The sequence below is a fragment of the Tenacibaculum sp. FZY0031 genome (assembly GCF_036350695.1).
In the GTDB taxonomy this organism is placed as follows: Bacteria; Bacteroidota; Bacteroidia; order Flavobacteriales; family Flavobacteriaceae; genus Polaribacter.
Window position 1 is genome coordinate 56,251 of the sequence record NZ_JAZDVY010000003.1, and the last position, 20,542, is coordinate 76,792.

General features: G+C 32.4%; 23 protein-coding genes. 8 read left to right on the plus strand and 15 right to left on the minus strand.

Annotation, left to right across the window (positions count from 1 at the left end; genetic code table 11):
- The 5 genes from V1T75_RS04585 to V1T75_RS04605 all read right to left on the minus strand — a co-directional run bounded on the left by V1T75_RS04585 (position 1) and on the right by V1T75_RS04605 (position 6,667).
- On the minus strand, positions 1 to 3,807 hold the full coding sequence (locus V1T75_RS04585) for an efflux RND transporter permease subunit (protein ID WP_330487386.1): 3,807 nt from the start codon (positions 3,805 to 3,807) through the stop codon (positions 1 to 3).
- Between the two features lie 103 nt (positions 3,808 to 3,910).
- Positions 3,911 to 4,330, minus strand: coding sequence for an HYC_CC_PP family protein (locus tag V1T75_RS04590; protein ID WP_330487387.1), 420 nt, complete (start codon positions 4,328 to 4,330; stop codon positions 3,911 to 3,913).
- 50 nt (positions 4,331 to 4,380) lie between these two features.
- The gene (gene corA / locus V1T75_RS04595; RefSeq protein WP_330487388.1) at positions 4,381 to 5,445 is read right to left on the minus strand and encodes a magnesium/cobalt transporter CorA; all 1,065 of its coding nucleotides are present in this window, start codon (positions 5,443 to 5,445) and stop codon (positions 4,381 to 4,383) included.
- Positions 5,446 to 5,453: 8 nt separating this feature from the next.
- Complete coding sequence (locus V1T75_RS04600; protein ID WP_330487389.1) at positions 5,454 to 5,831, minus strand: hypothetical protein; 378 nt, start codon at positions 5,829 to 5,831, stop codon at positions 5,454 to 5,456.
- A gap of 2 nt (positions 5,832 to 5,833) precedes the next feature.
- Positions 5,834 to 6,667: a universal stress protein gene (locus tag V1T75_RS04605; RefSeq protein WP_330487390.1), complete on the minus strand. Its 834-nt coding sequence runs from the start codon at positions 6,665 to 6,667 to the stop codon at positions 5,834 to 5,836.
- Positions 6,668 to 6,763: 96 nt separating this feature from the next.
- On the opposite strand from V1T75_RS04605, the gene V1T75_RS04610 reads away from it, so the two are divergent.
- The 7 genes from V1T75_RS04610 to V1T75_RS04640 all read left to right on the plus strand — a co-directional run bounded on the left by V1T75_RS04610 (position 6,764) and on the right by V1T75_RS04640 (position 12,369).
- The gene (locus tag V1T75_RS04610; RefSeq protein ID WP_330487391.1) at positions 6,764 to 7,291 is read left to right on the plus strand and encodes a mechanosensitive ion channel domain-containing protein; all 528 of its coding nucleotides are present in this window, start codon (positions 6,764 to 6,766) and stop codon (positions 7,289 to 7,291) included.
- Positions 7,292 to 7,693: 402 nt separating this feature from the next.
- Complete coding sequence (locus V1T75_RS04615; protein ID WP_330487392.1) at positions 7,694 to 9,085, plus strand: arginine decarboxylase; 1,392 nt, start codon at positions 7,694 to 7,696, stop codon at positions 9,083 to 9,085.
- Between the two features lie 14 nt (positions 9,086 to 9,099).
- Positions 9,100 to 10,038: an agmatinase gene (gene speB, locus V1T75_RS04620; protein ID WP_330487393.1), complete on the plus strand. Its 939-nt coding sequence runs from the start codon at positions 9,100 to 9,102 to the stop codon at positions 10,036 to 10,038.
- Between the two features lies 1 nt (position 10,039).
- Positions 10,040 to 10,819, plus strand: a complete 780-nt coding sequence (locus V1T75_RS04625; protein ID WP_330487394.1) for an RMD1 family protein — start codon at positions 10,040 to 10,042, stop codon at positions 10,817 to 10,819.
- A 10-nt stretch (positions 10,820 to 10,829) separates the two neighbouring features.
- A complete protein-coding gene (locus V1T75_RS04630) occupies positions 10,830 to 11,798 on the plus strand; it encodes a deoxyhypusine synthase family protein (RefSeq protein WP_330487395.1) in 969 nt (322 codons plus the stop codon).
- A gap of 4 nt (positions 11,799 to 11,802) precedes the next feature.
- On the plus strand, positions 11,803 to 12,087 hold the full coding sequence (locus V1T75_RS04635; RefSeq protein WP_330487396.1) for a hypothetical protein: 285 nt from the start codon (positions 11,803 to 11,805) through the stop codon (positions 12,085 to 12,087).
- A 21-nt stretch (positions 12,088 to 12,108) separates the two neighbouring features.
- Positions 12,109 to 12,369 (plus strand): hypothetical protein, encoded by a 261-nt coding sequence (locus V1T75_RS04640; RefSeq protein WP_330487397.1) that lies wholly within the window; start codon positions 12,109 to 12,111, stop codon positions 12,367 to 12,369.
- A 38-nt stretch (positions 12,370 to 12,407) separates the two neighbouring features.
- Here the strand turns inward: V1T75_RS04640 and V1T75_RS04645 are convergent, their stop codons facing one another.
- The 9 genes from V1T75_RS04645 to V1T75_RS04685 form a co-directional block, all read right to left on the minus strand.
- Positions 12,408 to 12,833 (minus strand): TerB family tellurite resistance protein, encoded by a 426-nt coding sequence (locus V1T75_RS04645; RefSeq protein ID WP_330487398.1) that lies wholly within the window; start codon positions 12,831 to 12,833, stop codon positions 12,408 to 12,410.
- Between the two features lie 2 nt (positions 12,834 to 12,835).
- Positions 12,836 to 13,165: a hypothetical protein gene (locus V1T75_RS04650; protein ID WP_330487399.1), complete on the minus strand. Its 330-nt coding sequence runs from the start codon at positions 13,163 to 13,165 to the stop codon at positions 12,836 to 12,838.
- Between the two features lie 475 nt (positions 13,166 to 13,640).
- Positions 13,641 to 13,913 carry a hypothetical protein gene (locus V1T75_RS04655; RefSeq protein ID WP_330487400.1) on the minus strand — a complete coding sequence of 91 codons (273 nt, stop codon included), beginning with the start codon at positions 13,911 to 13,913 and terminating at the stop codon, positions 13,641 to 13,643.
- Between the two features lie 2 nt (positions 13,914 to 13,915).
- Positions 13,916 to 14,191: an ATP-dependent Clp protease adaptor ClpS gene (locus tag V1T75_RS04660; RefSeq protein ID WP_121146033.1), complete on the minus strand. Its 276-nt coding sequence runs from the start codon at positions 14,189 to 14,191 to the stop codon at positions 13,916 to 13,918.
- 5 nt (positions 14,192 to 14,196) lie between these two features.
- Positions 14,197 to 15,030 (minus strand): 50S ribosomal protein L11 methyltransferase, encoded by an 834-nt coding sequence (prmA, locus tag V1T75_RS04665; RefSeq protein ID WP_330487401.1) that lies wholly within the window; start codon positions 15,028 to 15,030, stop codon positions 14,197 to 14,199.
- The gene (tpiA, locus tag V1T75_RS04670; protein ID WP_330487402.1) at positions 15,030 to 15,788 is read right to left on the minus strand and encodes a triose-phosphate isomerase; all 759 of its coding nucleotides are present in this window, start codon (positions 15,786 to 15,788) and stop codon (positions 15,030 to 15,032) included. The genes prmA and tpiA overlap by 1 nt, the downstream gene beginning before the upstream one ends.
- A 42-nt stretch (positions 15,789 to 15,830) precedes the next feature.
- Positions 15,831 to 16,325, minus strand: coding sequence for a TlpA family protein disulfide reductase (locus tag V1T75_RS04675; protein WP_330487403.1), 495 nt, complete (start codon positions 16,323 to 16,325; stop codon positions 15,831 to 15,833).
- A gap of 1 nt (position 16,326) precedes the next feature.
- Positions 16,327 to 16,809, minus strand: a complete 483-nt coding sequence (locus tag V1T75_RS04680) for a TlpA family protein disulfide reductase (RefSeq protein ID WP_330487404.1) — start codon at positions 16,807 to 16,809, stop codon at positions 16,327 to 16,329.
- Position 16,810: 1 nt separating this feature from the next.
- Positions 16,811 to 17,887 carry an ABC transporter permease gene (locus tag V1T75_RS04685; protein ID WP_330487405.1) on the minus strand — a complete coding sequence of 359 codons (1,077 nt, stop codon included), beginning with the start codon at positions 17,885 to 17,887 and terminating at the stop codon, positions 16,811 to 16,813.
- Positions 17,888 to 17,950: 63 nt separating this feature from the next.
- On the opposite strand from V1T75_RS04685, the gene pyrF reads away from it, so the two are divergent.
- The gene (pyrF, locus tag V1T75_RS04690) at positions 17,951 to 18,766 is read left to right on the plus strand and encodes an orotidine-5'-phosphate decarboxylase (protein WP_330487406.1); all 816 of its coding nucleotides are present in this window, start codon (positions 17,951 to 17,953) and stop codon (positions 18,764 to 18,766) included.
- A gap of 107 nt (positions 18,767 to 18,873) precedes the next feature.
- Here the strand turns inward: pyrF and V1T75_RS04695 are convergent, their stop codons facing one another.
- Entirely contained in the window at positions 18,874 to 20,538 is a 1,665-nt protein-coding gene (locus tag V1T75_RS04695; RefSeq protein WP_330487407.1) for a RagB/SusD family nutrient uptake outer membrane protein, read from the minus strand.
- Between the last annotated feature and the right edge of the window lie 4 nt (positions 20,539 to 20,542).

Below are 20,542 nucleotides of genomic sequence, written 5' to 3' on the forward strand. Positions count from 1 at the left end.
CTATTCTCTTTTAACTTTCCTTTTTAATAAAAATTCTTCTCTCCAACTGTACAATACAGGTACTATAAAATACGAAGTCACATCTATAATCATTCCTCCAAAAGCTGGTATTGCCATCGGAATCATAATATCACTTCCTCTTCCTGTTGAAGTTAATACTGGTAACAAGGCTAAAATAGTGGTGGCTGTTGTCATTAAGCATGCTCTAATACGTTTATTCCCTCCGTGTAATGCAGATGCTCGAATGGCTTCGATTGTTTGCGGTTTTTCTCTATTAAATGTTTGTGTTAAATACGTTGCCATTACCACACCATCATCGGTTGCAATTCCGAACAGTGCAATAAAACCTACCCAAACGGCTACACTTAAATTTATCGGATGCATTTGAAATAGTTCTCGTAAGTTTTCTCCAAATACACTAAAATTCAAGAACCAATCTTGCCCGTATAACCACATCATGATAAATCCTCCTGCAAAAGCTACTGTAATTCCTGTAAACACCATTAACGAGGTAGCTACAGAACGGAACTGAAAATACAGTATTAAAAAGATGATCATCAAAGCTAATGGTACTACTACTGATAATGTTTTTTCTGCTCTTAATTGATTTTCATAGGTCCCTGTAAACTGGTAAGAGATTCCTTTAGGAACAACTAGCTCTCCTAAATCTATTTTTTGTTGAATTGCTTTTTGAGCTGTTTCTACCACATTTACCTCAGCAAAACCATCTAACTTATCAAACAGTACATATCCAATTAAAAAAGTATCTTCACTCTTAATCATTTGTGGTCCTTGCTCATAACGAATCGTTGCTAATTCACTTAACGGAATTGGCGTTCCTTTTGCTACTGGCACATAAATACTTTCCAAATCAGTCGGATTGGAACGCAGTTCTCTTGGGTAACGAACTCGAATTCCGTAACGTTCTCTTCCTTCTACCGTTTGCGACAATTGCATCCCTCCTACCGCTACTTTCAATACATTTTGTACCGTTTGAATAGCAATTCCGTAGCGAGCTAATTTTTCTCTATCTATGTCAATTAACAAATAAGGTTTCCCTACAATTCTATCTGCAAAAACCGCCTCTTTTTTAACTCCTTTGACCTCTTTTAAAACTCCTTCAAGTTCTACTCCAAAGGCTTCAATTTGCTTTAAATTTTGTCCTTTTACTTTAATTCCCATCGGAGCTCGCATTCCTGTTTGCAACATGACCAATCGAGTTTCAATAGGTTGTAATTTAGGTGCCGATGTTACGCCTGGTAACTTGGTTACCTTTACGATTTCATTCCAAATATCATCAGGCGACTTAATATTTGGTCGCCAGTTACGATAGAACTCACCGTCTTCATCTTCTATTAATTCATTTGAAGAAACCTCATAAAAAGCAACTTCCGATGTCTTATCTGTTAAACTCGGATTTGCTACCGTCTTACCATTTTTCAACACAAACAACCTGTCTTCATTTACTCGATAACGTTGACGCTCTCCATCTGAATTTAACGCATATTCTGGCTTGTAGTTAATCACATTCTCATACATTGATAAAGGTGCAGGGTCTAACGCTGAATCAGTTCTTCCTGCTTTACCCACAACCGTTCCTATTTCTGGAATATTAGCAACTGCCATGTCTAGTTGTTGCAATACTCGCTTATTTTCCTCTACTCCGGAATGAGGCATAGAAGTTGGCATCAACAAAAATGATCCTTCATTTAACGAAGGCATAAATTCCTTTCCTGTATTTTTAAAAATAAGGAACCCACAAGTTAACACGGTTAACGGAATGGTTAAAAACAGCAGTTTATTATTCAATGCCCATCGCAATATCTGATTGTAATATTGTTGAAGTAAACTGAAAAAACCCAACAATCCGAAACAAATCAGAGCTACAAATAAAAGGTTGGTTACAATACTTTTATCAACTCCTAAAGGTCTCCAATATTCTGCCAACAAACCTACAATTGCTACTGCAGATATAACAATATTGATTGTATTCACTGAAAATGAAAAGTGAAAAGTGAAAAGCGAAAAACGAACCTCCTTATTTCCTGAATAGTTACTCCAAAATTGTACAACTCCAAAAGCTACCAATACAATTCCTAACCAGTATCCGTAAAAAACAGCTGTAATACCTAATGCTATTAAAACTCCATTTATAAAATACTTAAAGTTTTTTGTCAACTCTTTTTTCTTAAATAAAACAGCTGCAAATGGTGGTATTAAAAATAAGGCCACTATAATAGCTGCTATTAAAGCAAACGTTTTGGTAAATGCTAGTGGACGGAATAATTTTCCTTCTGCACCAATCATAGTAAATACCGGAATAAAACTAATAATAGTTGTCATTACCGCTGTGACAATTGCTCCTGAAACTTCTGCTGTTGCATTGTAAACAATTTGGTTAATGGATAGAGATTCCTCGTCACTCATACCTCGTTCTGTCGGAATGTCACTATTCTCTTCTCTCTTTTCTTTTCTCTCTAAATGACTTATGATATTTTCGGAGAGGATGACTCCTACATCTACCATGGTTCCAATAGCAATAGCAATACCTGATAAAGCCACAATGTTTGCATCTACACCAAAGGCTTTCATTGCAATAAAAACCATCAACACTGCCACTGGTAATAATCCTGATATTAATACAGAAGCTCGTAAGTTAAAGACCATTACAACAATTACTAAAATGGTAATTAGTATTTCCAACGTAAGAGCTTCGTTCAACGTATCTAACGTTTCATGAATCAACTCTGTACGATCATAAAACGGAACAATCGTTAATTGAGAAGTGCTACCATCTTTTAACTCTTTACTTGGTAAACCTGCACTTAACTCTTTAATCTTTGCTTTAACATTGGTAATTACTTCTAAAGGATTCGCTCCGTAACGAGCTACCACTACACCTCCTACTACCTCAGCCCCTTCTTTATCTAAAATTCCTCTACGAGGTGCTGCTCCTAACGATACTTTTGCGATATCTTTTACTCGTATTGAAGTATAATTTTTAGCAGTGACTACAGCGTTTTCAATATCTGCTATTGACTTTACATATCCTAAACCACGAACTAAATATTCAGCTTGATTTATTTCTATCGTTTGCGCTCCAATATCTTGATTACTTTGCTTTACTGCAGCTACAACTTGTTGTAAACTGATATTGTATTGACGCATCAATTCTGGCTTTACGTCTATTTGATATTCTTGAACATAACCTCCTATCGAACTTACTTCAGATACCCCATTGGCTGATGAAAGCGCATATTTCACATAATAATCTTGTACACTACGCAACTCGTTTAAATCCCAACCTCCAGTTACCTTTCCTTCTTCATCACGCCCTTCTAATGTATACCAAAAAATTTGCCCCAAACCTGTTGCATCAGGGCCTAAAGAAGGACTTACTCCTTCTGGTAATAAATTATTGGGTAATGAATTTAGTTTTTCAAGAATTCGAGAACGACTCCAATAAAAATCTACTCCTTCATCAAAAATCACATAAATGCTTGAAAGTCCAAACATAGAAGAACTACGAATGGTTTTTACTCCTGAAATTCCTAATAAAGATGTTGTTAAAGGGTAGGTTATTTGGTCTTCTATATCTTGTGGTGATTGTCCATCCCACTTTGTGAAAACAATTTGCTGATTTTCTCCAATATCTGGTATGGCATCAACCGCGACAGGGTTCTTTGGTAAAAAACCTGTATCTAAATTAAATGGTGCATTCACAGTTCCCCATCCTACAAATACGACGAGTAATATAACTGCTACCAGTTTGTTTTCTATTAAAAATTTAATGCTTTTATTTAGCATAAAAAATGATTTTAAACAATTAAACATTGATGTTAAAAAAACATCGAATACGACAAATCATCCCATTGAACTTTTCAAAAGGAGAATTAGTTATTGTTTAAAATCATATTAAATATACTTCATCAAGTAACTGAATATCCTTGATGACCAGTGGAGGTGTATAATCTTTAAAAGGAATTACTTTATCGTGAATTCCTTCAAACAAATTAATATAACTATAGTAAAATGATGCTATAAAAACTTGTTGATCAAAAGATAATTGATCAAAAGATGTATGTTTTAAAGTATCTTGTCCTTCCACTACAGAAGCTATATCTTGACAACAATTTTTCTTGATCACTGAGCATTCTTTAGGTTTTGATTCTTGCTTCATATCCATTCCGCAAGATTCTGCCTTTACAAAATAGCTTGTATCTACTAACATATCACCACAAAAGTGACTGTTAACGGTAAATGACATTGTAGATAACAACACTACAAAAGTCATTACAATAGATGCTATTTTATGAAATGCTTTTTTCATTTTACTCCACAAAAGTACAAAAAATTAATTTTCAAAAACTTAAACAATCCTTAAAACCATTTTTTGTATTTAAAATACCCTAACATTACTACTACTGTAAACAGAATAACACCCCACATTACAAAGTATCCATTACGATACCTAAGCTCTGGAATGTACTCAAAGTTTGTACCGTAAATACCCGCTATAAAAGTAATAGGAATGAATACCACCGAAAATATCGTCAGTATTTTCATTATATCATTCAAACGATTGTTTACATTAGTTGAATATACAGTAAGTTGTTCACTCAACATACTTTTGTAATTTTCAACTGAATCATAACTTCGTTGAACCAGATCGTTTAAATCGTTAAAAAATGGTTGTTCTTTTTTAGTTATTAATTCAGTTTTTAAAGCTCTAAAACTGTTTATTGCCTCACGAGCTGGCCGTATTGCTTTTCTAAAGTAATTAAGTTCTATTTTGTATTTATTAATTTCTTGTAATGTATTTTTATGAGGTTGCAGTAAAATTTTATCTTCTAAATCTTCAACTTTCTCACCAAAAGTTTCCATTAAAAAATTGTAATTATCTACAATCACATCCAACAAACAGTATTTTAAATATGTTGCATTATAATTTCGTACCCTTCCTTTTTTATGACGTAGCCTTTCTCTTACGGGCTCAAAAATGTCGCCTTGTTTTTCTTGAAAAGTGAGTAGCACATTTTTTAATAAGTACATCGATATTTGCTCTGCCTCTAATTGATGCTTTTCTTTGTTTAAAAACAACATTTTAATACTTGTAAAAATATAATGCTCTTCAATATCAACTCTAGGCCTCTGGTCTGTATTCACTATATCTTCAAGAACAAGTGTATGAATATCAAACAACTCTCCTACTTTTCCTATCAGCTCAACATCGTGTAAACCATCTATATTAATCCAAAGTCTTTTGTATTTACTTATATAATTTTCAAGTTCATTTATGGTTTCTAACGCTACTTCTTCAAGTTCATTTTCATCATAACCTATGAGTCGTATTCTAGTATTTTCTTCTTTTTGATTTCCTACAAAAACTGGACTTCCAGGAATTACATTTTTAGTATTTTTTTGTTTGGTTATAAACCTTGTCATCTGTTTAGTTATACGAGATTAAATAATTTGTAAAGTCGGGCTAAAATTATAAGTTCTGATTTATTTTTTCCAGCATATGAAGTAGAAATTTCATGTGATGCAGCTAATAAGTCGTGCATTACCTTTTTTGTGAAGTCCTCTTTGTGTGTTAAATAGTATCTCTTAAAGTCTTCATAAGCTTCTTCAGAAGTGACTTTTTCTTTAATCAATTCTCTTAGGGTTTCATAAATTAGTTCGCTATCTGATTTATTTTCTGATGTAGCCCAATTTAATTCTACTCTTTTAACAATACGCTTTTTTTCCTCTATGGTTATATTTTTATCGGCCATAGAAACGGCGTAAAACAAATTCGCTATATTTTTATAGAATTCTTCAGTAAATTTCATAGTTATGCTATTTCTGGTAAGATCAAGATAGGAATTTTACTGTTGAATGCCGATTTTTTTATTATATTTTCTTCTAACAAACGGTTAAAGAAATTATACTTGTGGTTTATTAAAACCAACAGTTCGCTTTCTGTTTCTTCAATATGTTTTTCAACTGTTAATGTTTCAGAACCTTCCCAATCTATTTTTTTATACGCTGTATTTACCCCTTGTAGCAGTGCTCTTAATTTCACTTTATTCCTCTGCTGATTCTCAGACAAAAAATTCTCTTCAGACAAGCATACAACCTCTAATACACATTTTTTAACTGTAGTTAAGTTAAGTAAAAACTGTAACTCTTTGGTAGTAAACAACCTTCTATAGTTTGTTGAAAACACTATTTGATGTAATGGTTTATACTTGTAATTCATAGGAACTACAAGTATTGGGCACTTATTAACTACATTAATCATTTTCATGGTATTTGTACCAATAAATGTTTCTGCCAAACTTTTTGCCCCTTTGGTACCCGCAATAACAACATCTATGTTCTTTTCTTTAATAGTGTTTGTAACTGCTTTTGTTAGTGAGTTAGACGCTACAATATACTCGTAATTAAAACTCGTATCTTCTCTTCTTAAAACCTCCATTAAATACTTTAACTCCTCTTCAATTTCATTATCCATTTCATTAAACCATTTTTCGTTTTCTTCATCACTCAACAGCTCTGAAGGTTGACTTATATATACATCTAATAAGTAAATAGTTACCTCAACACCTTTAAACAATTGTTTGGTATAGTTTAAGGCATTAATCGCTGCTTCAGAAAAATTATACGGTATCAAAATATTCTCCATAACGGTATACAACTATGATTATCAATCAAATATAATTTTTTATTTTGAGATATTATTTACAAAACCAGAAGTATATTTGTACAAAAAGAACTAAACATGAAAAATCGTTTTTTAGAATTGTCTTTACACAACCCTTTCTTACAATTCTTGCTTTTAATAGCATCCTTATTTTTTTTCATTCATGTTACCAAAAAACTAACAAGGTCTTACATTGTAAAAAATGCTATTGAACCTCATCGAAGAAAATTAATTTTAAACCTCAGCTATTTTTTATACTATACTTTAGCCTTATTTATTTCATTAATTATTTTTGGTATTAACTTTAAAGAAGTAATTGTTTTTGCTTCATCAATACTTGCTGTTTTAGGAGTTGGTTTTTTTGCACAATGGTCTATTTTATCTAACTTAACGGCTAGTATAATCTTATTTTTCTACCATCCGATGCGCATAGGTGATACTATCAAAATTATAGATAAAGATTTCGACTTACAGGGAGTTGTTAAAAACATAACAGGCTTTTATGTTCTGTTGTATATGCCCGAAGAAAAAAGAGAAATAACTATCCCTAACACGACTATTTTATACAAAGGAATTGAACTGATAAAAAAGCGAAACAACCCCTAAAACACTGTGGGTTAATTTTTTAAAAAAAATAAAAAAAAGTTTGTTGTATTAAAAAATAGTTTACATTTACCGCATCTTATTACATAAGTCAAAATGTTATGTTTTACTTATTTCGGCAATAACTTCTATGGGAAGATAGTGAGTTATTTAGTGTTTGAGAAGCACAACCGAAAAATTAAGGTTTCTTCCAACTTTCAATACTCTCTACCACTGAATTTTTATAAGCAGTGCGGTGATTGTTTAGCTTTAAGAGTCTAACTATTCATTTTATTTTTATTTAACAACTTGTTGCACAACAACAATATTTGTTATCTCTTTTTGTTTAAAAAAGTTTGGGCACCTGCCTTTACTGTTTTTTGAATGATTTTCTGTACCCAACATACAGCTACAACTAAAATAATAATGAATACTAAATATAAAGACTTAATAGAACAAACGTTTGATTTTCCCCAAGGGGAATTTCATACTGAAAACAACAATTTATTTTTTCACAACATTGATATGATGGAGTTAGTGAAGCAATACGGAGCACCGTTAAAATTCACCTATCTACCTAAAATATCAGAAAACATAAACAAAGCTAAAAACTGGTTTCATAAAGCAATAGAGAAACATAATTACCAAGGTAATTACAACTATAGTTATTGTACTAAAAGCTCGCATTTTAAATATGTATTAAATGAAGCGTTAAAAAACAATATACATATTGAAACATCATCTGCTTTTGACATTGATATTGTAAAATCGCTTAAAAAAGAAGGAAAATTAAGTGATGATGCTTATGTTTTGTGCAATGGTTTTAAACGAGATCAATACATTGCTAATATTGTAAGTTTAATTGATGGAGGCCATACAAACTGCATACCAATAATAGATAATTACGAAGAACTAAACTTGTTGCTTGACGAAACCAGAAGTAGGTTTAAGGTAGGAATTCGCATTGCCTCTGAAGAAGAACCTAAATTTGAATTTTATACGAGCCGTTTAGGAATTGGTTATAAAAATATTGTATCTTTTTACGAACGTGAAATCGCTAATAATCCTCAAGTAGAGTTAAAGATGTTACACTTCTTTATCAATACAGGTATTAGAGACAATGCTTATTATTGGAACGAATTATTAAAATGTTTACGAGTATATACTAAATTAAAAAAGGTATGTCCTACCCTAAACAGTTTAAATATAGGAGGAGGTTTTCCTATTAAAAACTCACTGGCATTTGATTATGACTATGAGTATATGGTAGATGAAATTATCAATCAAATAAACCTTGCTTGTAAAGAAGCTGGTGTAGAGGTTCCTAATATTTTTACTGAATTTGGTAGTTTTACTGTAGGGGAATCTGGTGGAGCTGTGTATGAAGTATTATATCAAAAAAAACAGAATGACCGTGAAAAATGGAATATGATTAACTCATCTTTCATTACCACCTTACCTGATTCTTGGGCCATTAATAAGCGTTTCATCATGCTTCCTCTAAATAAATGGAATCATAGATACGAACGTGTTTTATTAGGAGGGTTAACGTGTGATAGTGACGATTACTACAACTCTGAACAACATGTAAATGGTATATACCTGCCTGTATACGAAAAAGAAAGTCCGCTGTACGTAGGCTTTTTCAATACAGGAGCATATCAAGAAACCATAGGTGGTTTTGGAGGGCTACAACACTGTTTAATCCCCACACCGAAACATATACTAATTGACAAAAACGAGAATGGTGATTTAACCACCAAATTATTTAAAGAACAACAAAAAAGCGAAGAACTATTATCTATCTTAGGATACTAGTAAAAAATATCAAAATGAAAAAAAGAAATTACGCAGGAATACCTGACCAATATGCAAGATTAGAGAATGCTAAAGTAGTACTTATCCCTGTTCCTTATGACGGAACTAGTACTTGGCAAAAAGGAGCTGACAAAGGTCCTGAAGCTTTTTTAGACGCTTCAGAAAACATGGAACTATACGACATAGAAACTGATAGCGAAGTATATAAAGAAGGTATTTATTTAGCGGATGCAGTTACAGAAAACGCTTCTCCTGAAACGATGGTAGAGGCAGTACATGCAACAACGAAAAAATTCATCAATAAAAATAAGTTTGTTACCCTTTTTGGTGGAGAACATTCAATTTCTATCGGTACTATCCGTGCTTTTAACGAATGTTTTAACAACCTAACAGTACTACACATTGATGCGCATGCTGATTTACGCAAGGAATATGAAGGCAGTTCATGCAACCATGCTTGCGCTGTATATGAAGCGAGTCAAACAACCAACTTAGTACAAGTAGGAATTCGCAGTATGGACATATCAGAAAAGTCTTCTATGAACATGGACAAGGTCTTTTTTGCACACGATATGGCGGTAAACGAATACTGGATGGATGAAGTTATTGACCAATTAACAGGTAATGTTTTTATTACTTTTGATTTAGATGCTATCGATCCCTCATTATTACCAAGTACAGGAACACCAGAACCAGGAGGGTTGTTTTACTATGAAACCTTAGAATTTTTAAAGAGAGTATTTATCGAAAGAAACGTAGTAGGTTTTGACATTGTAGAATTATGCCCTAACGAAAATGAGAAGTCTTCAGACTTTTTAGCGGCTAAATTATACTACAAAATGTTGAGCTATAAATTTTCTTCTACTATGGAAGATGAAGAAGATTACGACGACGACGAAAGCTCACCTTTTAACAAATTAGCAAAGTTTAAAAGCGACGACGACGATTATTAAAATGCACCTACAAACAGTAGCATATCATCTTGAAAAGCGAATAGCACTGAGTGCTATTCGCTCACAGTTTGAATCGTATGAATTGGTAAAAAGAGAACACTCTTTTTTACTATACAAAATCTCAAACAACTCATACATTTATATAAAAGAATATGGAAGTGTTGTTTTTATGAACTGTACAGATGATTTAACTAATCAAATTGTTAGTTTTTTAATTCCAAAAAAAACGTTGGTTATCAACAGCCTCCCTTCAGAAAAATACAATATTACTTTTTCTGATACGATAGAAGTTGATTTCGGAACTATTCAAATTAAAGAATTAAACGATGATGTGGCGCATATCATTATGCTTAACCTAGCACAATCGGTAGCGTTGATGAATTATGTAAATAAAACATCTGATTTACATGACAAAACATTAGTATATTCGAAGCAGTTAGAAAAAACAGGAAGTTTTAACCTTTCTAAAATTCAAATGAGAAAGTTTATCGGAAAAACGATGAATTTAAAAAATAACATTGCCGAAAACCTGTTTGTTTTTGACTCACCAAATGTTGCTTGGAACAACAAAGATTTGTCTGATTTAGATTACAAGTTAAAAGATGAATTAGATATTGTAAAACGTCATCAAGGAATTGAAAATAGTTTAAACGTAATTAAAGAAAATTTAGATTTATTCAACGATATACTACAACATAAATATAGCAGCATGCTAGAGTGGATTATTATCATTCTAATCCTTTTTGAAGTGGTCCAAGTAATTGTTGAAAAATCAATTTAAAAAATATATAATGAACAAACCTATAACCAATTTTATAGAAAAATACTTCCTACACTTTAATGCTGCAGCGCTAGTAGATGCTGCTAAAGGGTATGAAGCTCAATTAGAGCAAGGCTCTAAAATGTTAGTATCGTTAGCTGGTGCGATGAGTACAGCTGAGTTAGGTAAAATTTTTGCTGAAATGATTCGTCAAGATAAAGTCGATATTATTTCTTGTACAGGGGCAAACCTTGAAGAGGACATTATGAATTTAGTAGCGCACTCACACTACAAAAGAGTTCCTAACTATCGTGATTTAACTCCACAAGATGAATGGGATTTATTATTAAAGGGATTGAATCGTGTTACAGATACTTGTATTCCAGAAGAAGAAGCTTTTAGACGCCTACAAAAACATATTTTCAAAATTTGGAAAGATGCAGAAGAAGCTGGTGAACGTTATTTCCCTCACGAATACATGTACAAATTATTACTCTCAGGTGTTTTAGAAGAGTATTACGAAATAGACTTGAAAGATTCTTGGATGTATGCTGCTGCTGAAAAGAACTTACCTATTGTTGTTCCTGGATGGGAAGACAGTACTATGGGAAATATTTTTGCTTCTTATGTAGTAAAAGGAGAACTAAAAGCTGCTACGATGAAATCAGGTATTGAATACATGACCTTTTTAGCAGACTGGTATACTGAAAACTCTGAAAATGGCATCGGATTTTTCCAAATTGGAGGAGGAATTGCTGGAGATTTCCCTATTTGTGTAGTGCCAATGTTATATCAAGATTTAGAGAGAGAAGACACTCCTTTCTGGAGCTATTTCTGTCAAATTTCAGATTCAACCACTAGCTATGGATCGTATTCAGGAGCTGTTCCTAATGAAAAAATTACTTGGGGTAAGTTAGATATTGACACGCCTAAGTTTATTATAGAAAGTGACGCAACTATTGTTGCTCCATTAATATTTGCTTATTTATTAAAAATGTAACCTTATGAAGAGAGTTATTGTAGACTATGCTAAGTTAACTACTAATATTTTAGATTTATTAGTTGAGAGGTATCCTGATGGATATGATCATTCGGACATTATTTCCTTTAAAAATAGTAAAGGAGAAACGGTAAAAGCTGTAGAAGTAAATACTGAAGACACTCTTTTTTTAGTAAAAATAAGTTCTCAGCTACAACAAACAATGGAGGATCATGAAACTGATGATGACGATAATGACGATGATACTTTTGATGAAATCGAAATAACTGACGATTTTGATAATGAGTAAGTAGTAAATTGTATTTAAACCATGGCTTATTATAACTCACAACAAACAGTTACATTAGTCGGCGTTTATCAAGGATACACAAACGGCTATTATGTTTTCGAATTGGAAAACGGAGATATTATTGATTTTGAACAAATCAACAAAAAGAATCTTGAGCATTTAGATTTAAAATCTTCTGCTTACAAAAACAAAAACTTCGAAATCACCTACAAAGAAATTTTTGACGATGTAGACGACGAAGATCTTGTGATTTTTAAGTTGGAAAATTTACAATTGCTTTAAAAAACAAATCCCATTCTGTACAGAATGGGATGTTACTTTTATAAGATGTTTAGTATTGATTTATACTGATCTAAATCTATTTCACCACTAAAAATTTTTGTGGTTTTAGAAATAATTTCCTCTGCCTTTTCTTGTGAAAAACCAAGTTGAATAGCATACCTCAAAATTAACTTTAACTCAGCTTCATCTATTTGATGGTCTGAGTAAATTATTTTAAATAAATCTAACAAACGCTCTAATCTATCGTCTGTTTTTGCCTGTGGCACTACTGGATACTTTTTAGAGTTTTCTACTATTTCTTGATATTCTGCTTCTGTTATATCTAACTTTCTAGCAAATCGATTCACTAATTTTTCTTCTTCTTCATTTAAATCGCCATCAATAATCGCAAGATTAACAATAGCACTAAAATGTGCTACGTTATTTCTATGCTTACTTGACTCGTATAAATCTACAATACTCATAATTATTCTACTTTTTTTATTGATTGTAGTACAGGAGTTTCAATTTCATCGTCTGACACCTTATAATCATACGTAATTTCAAATACCTGTCCTACAAATTTATCTTCTTTTAAGTTATAAATTTTTAATATTTTCTCTGATATAGTTTCAAAGCTAATTACATCTTCATCTCCCTCTTCGTTTTCATACGAAAAAGTATACCCATACTCATCATAACCTTGAAAAGTTGCTACAGTTTTTATAGGATCTATAAGTTTGTTTTGTTGAGTAGTAAATGCCAAGCCTACCCCAACAAATAATATAAAAACTGTTTTTATAATCGTATTCTTCATTCTCTTTAAAATTTTAATTATCTACCTTTTTTATCTTGGATATTAACCACAACAAGTCCAAGTTTCTTTTAGCAAAGGCTACTTTTAGCTATGCTCGTGGTATTTAAAGAAAATGATGTTACATAGGCTTTTATTTTGCTGTTTCAGCTACTATAAAGATACATTATTTTTTACTCTTTTTTACTTAGCATTAATTATTTTTTAGTTAAAAAATCGAATAAAAAAGACCTTAAACTTTCGCTTAAGGCCTTTTCGTCTAACCAAACTTAGTATAAAAACTAACTACTACTATTTTTAGCCTTTTAAAAAAACTTCTCTTTGTAAGCTTCAAGCAAAAAAAGAGAAGTTATGCATTTAAGAGGCAATATCTTTAATCGAATTTTGTGCTGTCTTTTGCTTACATTAGTATGACACTATAATTTTAAATTGGTCACTTAAAAGCATAAAAAAAACTCAAATTTTATTTTTGAGTTTTTTAATACAAGTATTTTCTAAGTACTATTCTGTGTTCTGGTATGGATTTGTCGTAATTTTCCACCAATAATTCTAGTATTGTTGGTGGTTCTTTTCCTATACTCTTTTTTGAACTGTATTTTGATACATAAAGATTAAACTGAGAATCTTTCTTTTCAAAAATTAAAAAATGTTCGTTGTTTAGTTCTGAAAAACTTATATCGTTGTCTTGAAATGCTCCAGAACTGTCTTTAAAAAATTCTGAAAATTCGTAATACCTAAAAACGTTCTCCATTCTTACACTATCTCTGCTGATAAACCTAACTCTAATAATTTAGAGCACCTTGGTTCTAAGTCTTTATACTCACCTGTTTTAACCGAACACTTCCCCTTATAATGTACCAAAATAGTACATTGCTCTGCTTGTTCTAGCGTATGGTCACATACAGTTACAAGGCTATCAATTACAAAATCAAAGGTATTTACATCATCGTTGTGTAAAACAATTTCATGCTTTCTTGTTTCATTTAATAAAACATCTAGCTCTTCTTGAATTTTTTCTATCGTACTCATTTGTTTTATTTTTGATATTGCAAAGCTACCCAATTATTTCTTTGTATGGTATCTTTTAATGTTAAACTGTACTTAGACACCTCATTATCAATCACTGGAATATCTTCACTATAAAACCCACTTAATAATAAAACTCCATTTTCAGTTAAACAGTTCGCATACGTTTGCATATCGTTTAACAAAATATTACGGTTAATATTTGCTATGATTACATCGTATTTTTTTCCTTTTAATAAGGATGCATCTCCTTCATAAACTGAAATATGTTGACATGAGTTTCTCTCTACATTTTCTAAAGAGTTTTCATAACACCAAGCATCGATATCAATAGCATCGATAGGTTGTGCTCCTTTCATCTCAGCAAAAATTGCTAAAATCCCTGTACCACACCCCATATCTAACACCTTTTTACTTGCCACATCTAAATTAAGTAAATGTTGTACCATCATATGAGTAGTTTCATGATGACCTGTACCAAAACTCATTTTTGGCTCAATAACAATATCGTACTTCAAGTTCGGGTTTTCATGAAATGGCGCTCGGATGCTAACCAAATCGTCTACTTGAATAGGATTAAAATTCTTTTCCCATTCTGCATTCCAATTGGTTTGTTCTATTTCTTTGTGCTCGTATTGAATTGAAAACTCTTCTGATTTCAATACAAACACATTGTCTAAAATAGCTTCGTTCCAATCATCTTTTTGAATATACGCTACAACTCCGTTTTCATTTTCTACAAAACTTTCAAACCCTAAAACACCAAGTTCTGCTATTAAGATTTCAGTTGCTGGATCTTTCGGCACTACTTCAAAAGTATATTCTATATAAATATTATCCATTAAATTGATTTAATTATTGCTGCAAAATCTTCAGCTTTTAACGCTGCTCCACCTATTAAACCTCCATCGACATCTGGCTTAGAAAAAATCTCTTTAGCATTTGCAGGTTTTACACTTCCTCCATATAAAATTGAAATGGTATCAGCTGTATCTTTCCCATATTCTTTCGCAAAAAGTTCTCTTACAAAAGCGTGCATTTCTTGTGCTTGCTCTGGTGAAGCTGTTTCCCCTGTTCCGATTGCCCAAACAGGCTCGTACGCTAAAATAATGTTTGCGAAGCTCCCCTTTTGAAGGTGGAACAATGCTTTTTTTAGTTGGTTTTCAACCACTTTAAAGTGATTCTCAGACTTTCTATCTTCTAGTAATTCTCCAAAACAAAAAACAACTTCTAATCCATTACCTAAAGCAGCATCTACCTTTTGTGCCAATAACGCATCTGTTTCGCCAAAATACTCTCTACGCTCAGAATGTCCTAAAATTACGATGTTTACACCAAGATTTATTAACATATCTGCAGAAACTTCTCCGGTAAATGCGCCATTCTTTGATTGGTGCATATTTTGCGCAGCTACTTCTATGATTGACTTTTGGGTCTTTTTTACTGCTGATTGTAAGTTTACAAAACTAGGAGCAATCATTACTCTGGTACCTTTTTCTATACCCGCTTTTACTTCTTTCTTTATTCCTTTGATTAGTTCTTTTGCTTCATCAAGGTTTTTATTCATCTTCCAGTTACCTGCAACTATTTTTTGTCTCACGTGTATTATTTTTTTCTGGTTATTGATTTTGTGTTTGCAAAATTACATTATTTCTAGGCTTTGACGAATTAATTTATCACTGGCTTTTGTAGCATCAAACACCATGATTTTCCCATTCTCATCAATTACTAAAAATCTTGGAATCCAATTTAAGTCTAAAAACTTACCAAACTTTCCTTCCCAACCCGATTGCATAAAGTAATGGTCTCCTTTTATTTTTAGACGCATAATGGCATTTTTCCAATCTCTCGTATTTCTATCTAAAGACAAAAAAACATAAGCTGCTTCTTTATATTCTCCCTGAATATTTTGCACTTCGGGAATACTTTTTAAACAATCTGGGCACCAAGAAGCCCAAATGTCTATTAATATCTTTTTCCCTTTGTGCTTTTTTAAAATTTTATTAAAAGGAGTTTCATTTCCTTCTGAAGAAATAAAAACATCCTCTAAAGCTTCTCTAGAGAACTTACCTGGGTTTTCTTTTGAGCAACTTAACATGCTTATTCCAATAAAAACTATGAGTACTATTCGCTTCATTCTACTGTGTCTTATTTTGAAGTTTATCTGATACTTTTGATGCTTTATATACCTTAATTTTTCCTTCTTCATCTATAATTAAAAACCTTGGAATTGTTTTTAAGTTTAAGAATTCACCAAGTTCCCCTTTTCCTTTTTTGGGAAGGTAATAATGTTGTCCTTTTACAAAAATGCTTTCTAAACCTCTTTTCCAATCATGGTATGAATGGTCTACTGATACAAAAACATACGTAAGTTCTGGGTTTTTCTTCTGAAACAGTAAAACATCTTCAAAGCTACGTTGACTATAAGGACAATAACTTGCAAAGATTTGTATGAAAATTTTCTTCCCTTTATGTTGTTTTAAGACTTCCTTAAATGAAGTTGACTTTCTTTCTAGAGTTAATAATTCTTCATTCAAAGATGTTTGAGTAAAATGTTTGGGCTGAAAAACAGCACAACTTGACAAAAAAACTATGGCAATTAATAGACCGAATTTTCTCATTTTATTGTAACCTTATTCTTGGATCTAACCAACTGTATAAAATATCTACTATTATATTAATAATTATAAACAATGTAGCCACGACTAAAACAGCTCCCATAATTACGGGCAAATCAAGCGTATTTAGCGAGTTTACTATTTCTTTTCCTAATCCGTTCCAGTTAAAAATATATTCCACAAAAACCGCTCCAGCCAACATGGAAGCAAACCATCCAGAAATTGCTGTTATTACTGGATTTAACGAGTTTTTTAAAGCATGCCTTTTAATTACTTGGTACAGTGTCAACCCTTTTGCCTTAGCTGTTCGAATATAATCTTGACTCAAGGTCTCTAACAATGAATTTCTCATCAACTGGATTACAACCGCTAAGGGGCGAATTCCCAATACGATTGCTGGTAACACCAAGTTCTTCCATTGAATGTGCATTCCTTCACCAAAATCATCCACTTCATACAAACTCCCTGTCATTTCTAAGTGAGTGTATGTATGCAATACAAACCCAAAAAACCAAGCAAACAATATAGCTGAGAAAAATGAGGGTACACTCATTCCTAAAGTACTAACTACTGCTATGAGTCTGTCAAAAAAGCGATCTTTAAATAAGGCCGAAAAGATGCCTAAAACAATCCCTAAAAGCAAAGCAATAGTTATGGCAACTACTGCCAAAATTGCTGTATTGGGTAAGGTTTCTTTAATCACTTCGGAAACATTTTTCCCATTTTTTTGAAATGATTGGCGTAAATACGGAGTTTTTACAACCACCCCTGTATTTCCCATAGAAAATAAAAGATAAGCATCGTATTTATCTTCTGACAAAAAAGTATAATTTTCTTTATTCTTACTGTGAAAAGACAACGGAGAAACATCATTCAAATAATACAAATACTGAGTAAACACAGGTTTATCGAATCCGTATTTTTTTCGTATATTTTGTAATTGTTCTGTGTCTTCTCGCTGATCTAACATCATACGAGCAGGGTCACCTGGTAAGATATTAAACAGTAAAAATATTACAGTAACTACCCCTAACAGTGTTAAGAATCCGTAAAAAAATTTGTTAACGATATATTGAAACATATATAACAAAGATAACAGAAACTGCTAAATTTATGTACTTTTGCCTAACTTTTACAACAACACATGACAACACAACAACTTGTATCAGAAATTCAAAAAAAGAAATCGTTCTTATGTATAGGACTGGATGTTGATTTAGATAAAATCCCACCCCATTTACTTCAAGAAGAAGATCCTATTTTTGCTTTTAATAAAGCTATTATTAATGCTACTCACCATCTTTGTGTAGCATATAAGCCTAACACTGCTTTTTATGAAGCGTATGGTATTCAAGGATGGAAATCTCTTGAAAAAACGATTAATTACCTAAACGAAAAATATCCTGAAATTTTCACCATTGCAGACGCTAAACGTGGAGACATTGGTAATACCAGCACCATGTATGCAAAAGCTTTTTTTGAAGATTTAGCTTTTGACTCAGTAACAGTTGCTCCGTATATGGGGAAAGATTCTGTTGAACCTTTTTTAGCTTTTGAAGATAAGCATACCATTATGTTGGCTTTAACCTCTAATCAAGGTGCTTTTGATTTCCAGACGCTAAGCGTCAATAACAAAGAACTTTATAAAGAAGTTCTTGAGGTATCTAAATCTTGGAAAAACTCACAAAATTTAATGTATGTAGTTGGTGCTACTAAAGCTGAATATTTAGCAGATATCAGAAAAATTATTCCTGAGAGCTTTTTATTGGTTCCTGGAGTTGGTGCACAAGGAGGAAGCTTAGAAGAAGTTTGTAAGTACGGAATGACCAATAATACCGTGGGCTTATTAATTAATTCTTCACGTGGGATTATTTATGCTTCTAGAGGTAGTGATTTTGCAGAAGCTGCAGCTACAAAAGCTACAGAACTACAACAACAAATGAAAAATATTTTAAACTAAAAAAAGCCAAGGTTAATGACTCCTTGGCTTATAATTAACTCAAAGAACTGCATTAAATGAGAACAAAAATTTAATGCAATTGGCTTCTCGTTCTATTCACAACTCTTTTAGTTTTGATCACTTGGTGTTATGTTTGGGTTTGCATTAATTTCCGCTTGAGGAATTTTAAAAATCCAATCATCATTTAAAGAAGGTTTTTGTACTTGATAAGCGCCTTGATAAAGTACTGCTGAAGCTCCAGAACCTCCATTGGCTCCGTGATCTATTCCTTCATCCCAACGGATTTTATCTGTATATCCAAAACCTTCTCCCCATAACTCTACTGCTCTTTGAAACTTAATATGGTTCATTAAAGATTCTTGTGTATTATAAATAGTTACATCATAAGCACTATCACGCTCTTCACCTAGAGGTTTTAATGCATTTTGAGCTCCTATCACATCGTTCATCATTGCTCTTGCTTCAGCTTCTATTAAATACATTTCTGAAGCACGCATATATATTATATCGTCAGGATCAATAGAACCAGGATTCTTATTTTTCAATTTAAAGTGCATATATGGGTGTTGGTTAAAACTATTTGTAATACCATATTCTGCGTTTATTTCTGCTCTTCTGGCATTATAAGCAACTAAATCCCCTACATAATTAGGGTCTCTTGGTAATCCTGTATCAGAGTCAAGACCACCTTGATTATTTGAAGCCGAAAAGTTTGTGTTAGGTGCATCTATAATAAATACACCTTTTCTATAATCTGTATCAGGAATTGCATCCACTATCCTTCTGTCAGCTATTTTAGGATTATTTCTAATTTGACTTCCATTAAAAGTATTGCTAGCTAGATAAAAATAAGAACGAAAGAATGTTGTTTCCGTTTGAATAACATTACTTCCCCAAATAACTTCAGAAAGATCATTTGTGTTAAATCCTGATTTCCATTCTGATTCGTTCATTAACGGATAATTTTGACGTGCTATTACAGCAGCATCTGCTGCTGTTTGCCAATCTCCTTTAGAAAGAGCCCATCTAGCTTTCAATCCATAAGCGACCTCTATATTTAACTGCGATTTTACTTCTGCCCCTCCTGATGCTCTTGATGCCCCATTTTCAAAAGCACTAATCGCAGCATCCAAATCTAGTCCTATTTGATTATAAATCACTTCAACTGTTGATCTTGGCTCACTAGTAAAAGGAGACTCTGAAGAAAAAAGCAAAGGCACACCAGGATCTGTACTAGGAGTACCTATCAAATACCCCCTACCATAATGCTGTACTAAAGACAAATAAGCATAAGCTCTATAGGTATAAGCCTGCCCTAAAATTGTATTTAATGTTGGGGTTTCTGTTAAGCTACCTTCTAAAATTCCATTAATCAATAGATTTGCATGTAAGATTATATTATATCTATGATACCACAGTAATTCATTTGTAAGCGATGTTGGTTGGGTATGTGAGTTCCATTGCATTTCAGTTCTCCAACCTAAATTATTAGCATTAGCACTATGAATTAGTCCTCCTGATAAATTATCTCCCAATGGTATCCAATAGTGATTTCCTGCTCTTTGAGAATCTCCTCCAGGAAATATATTTTGCGACTGAGAATACAATCCTCTATGCACTCCATTTAACACTAACTGCATGTTTGTTTCATTAGCTAATGCATCAGCTGCAGAAATAGCATTGGTTGGGGTTCTTTCAAGAAAGTCTTCTTTACATGCTGTTGCCGAAATAAGGGTAACAGCTATTAATAAGTATTTTAATTTATTTAACATAATG

What these genes read in the sequence shown, in the direction of transcription:
- V1T75_RS04635 (WP_330487396.1), top strand. Translation starts at nt 11,803, where the DNA reads ATGAAGAGAGTTATTGTAGACTATGCTAAGTTAACTACTAATATTTTA.
- V1T75_RS04655 (WP_330487400.1), bottom strand. Translation starts at nt 13,913, where the DNA reads ATGGAGAACGTTTTTAGGTATTACGAATTTTCAGAATTTTTTAAAGAC.
- V1T75_RS04600 (WP_330487389.1), bottom strand. Translation starts at nt 5,831, where the DNA reads ATGAAATTTACTGAAGAATTCTATAAAAATATAGCGAATTTGTTTTAC.
- V1T75_RS04590 (WP_330487387.1), bottom strand. Translation starts at nt 4,330, where the DNA reads ATGAAAAAAGCATTTCATAAAATAGCATCTATTGTAATGACTTTTGTA.
- corA (WP_330487388.1), bottom strand. Translation starts at nt 5,445, where the DNA reads ATGACAAGGTTTATAACCAAACAAAAAAATACTAAAAATGTAATTCCT.
- V1T75_RS04615 (WP_330487392.1), top strand. Translation starts at nt 7,694, where the DNA reads ATGAATACTAAATATAAAGACTTAATAGAACAAACGTTTGATTTTCCC.
- V1T75_RS04660 (WP_121146033.1), bottom strand. Translation starts at nt 14,191, where the DNA reads ATGAGTACGATAGAAAAAATTCAAGAAGAGCTAGATGTTTTATTAAAT.
- V1T75_RS04585 (WP_330487386.1), bottom strand. Translation starts at nt 3,807, where the DNA reads ATGCTAAATAAAAGCATTAAATTTTTAATAGAAAACAAACTGGTAGCA.
- speB (WP_330487393.1), top strand. Translation starts at nt 9,100, where the DNA reads ATGAAAAAAAGAAATTACGCAGGAATACCTGACCAATATGCAAGATTA.
- V1T75_RS04640 (WP_330487397.1), top strand. Translation starts at nt 12,109, where the DNA reads ATGGCTTATTATAACTCACAACAAACAGTTACATTAGTCGGCGTTTAT.
- V1T75_RS04680 (WP_330487404.1), bottom strand. Translation starts at nt 16,809, where the DNA reads ATGAGAAAATTCGGTCTATTAATTGCCATAGTTTTTTTGTCAAGTTGT.
- V1T75_RS04630 (WP_330487395.1), top strand. Translation starts at nt 10,830, where the DNA reads ATGAACAAACCTATAACCAATTTTATAGAAAAATACTTCCTACACTTT.
- V1T75_RS04675 (WP_330487403.1), bottom strand. Translation starts at nt 16,325, where the DNA reads ATGAAGCGAATAGTACTCATAGTTTTTATTGGAATAAGCATGTTAAGT.
- V1T75_RS04625 (WP_330487394.1), top strand. Translation starts at nt 10,040, where the DNA reads ATGCACCTACAAACAGTAGCATATCATCTTGAAAAGCGAATAGCACTG.
- V1T75_RS04685 (WP_330487405.1), bottom strand. Translation starts at nt 17,887, where the DNA reads ATGTTTCAATATATCGTTAACAAATTTTTTTACGGATTCTTAACACTG.
- V1T75_RS04605 (WP_330487390.1), bottom strand. Translation starts at nt 6,667, where the DNA reads ATGGAGAATATTTTGATACCGTATAATTTTTCTGAAGCAGCGATTAAT.
- V1T75_RS04695 (WP_330487407.1), bottom strand. Translation starts at nt 20,538, where the DNA reads ATGTTAAATAAATTAAAATACTTATTAATAGCTGTTACCCTTATTTCG.
- V1T75_RS04650 (WP_330487399.1), bottom strand. Translation starts at nt 13,165, where the DNA reads ATGAAGAATACGATTATAAAAACAGTTTTTATATTATTTGTTGGGGTA.
- prmA (WP_330487401.1), bottom strand. Translation starts at nt 15,030, where the DNA reads ATGGATAATATTTATATAGAATATACTTTTGAAGTAGTGCCGAAAGAT.
- V1T75_RS04610 (WP_330487391.1), top strand. Translation starts at nt 6,764, where the DNA reads ATGAAAAATCGTTTTTTAGAATTGTCTTTACACAACCCTTTCTTACAA.
- V1T75_RS04645 (WP_330487398.1), bottom strand. Translation starts at nt 12,833, where the DNA reads ATGAGTATTGTAGATTTATACGAGTCAAGTAAGCATAGAAATAACGTA.
- pyrF (WP_330487406.1), top strand. Translation starts at nt 17,951, where the DNA reads ATGACAACACAACAACTTGTATCAGAAATTCAAAAAAAGAAATCGTTC.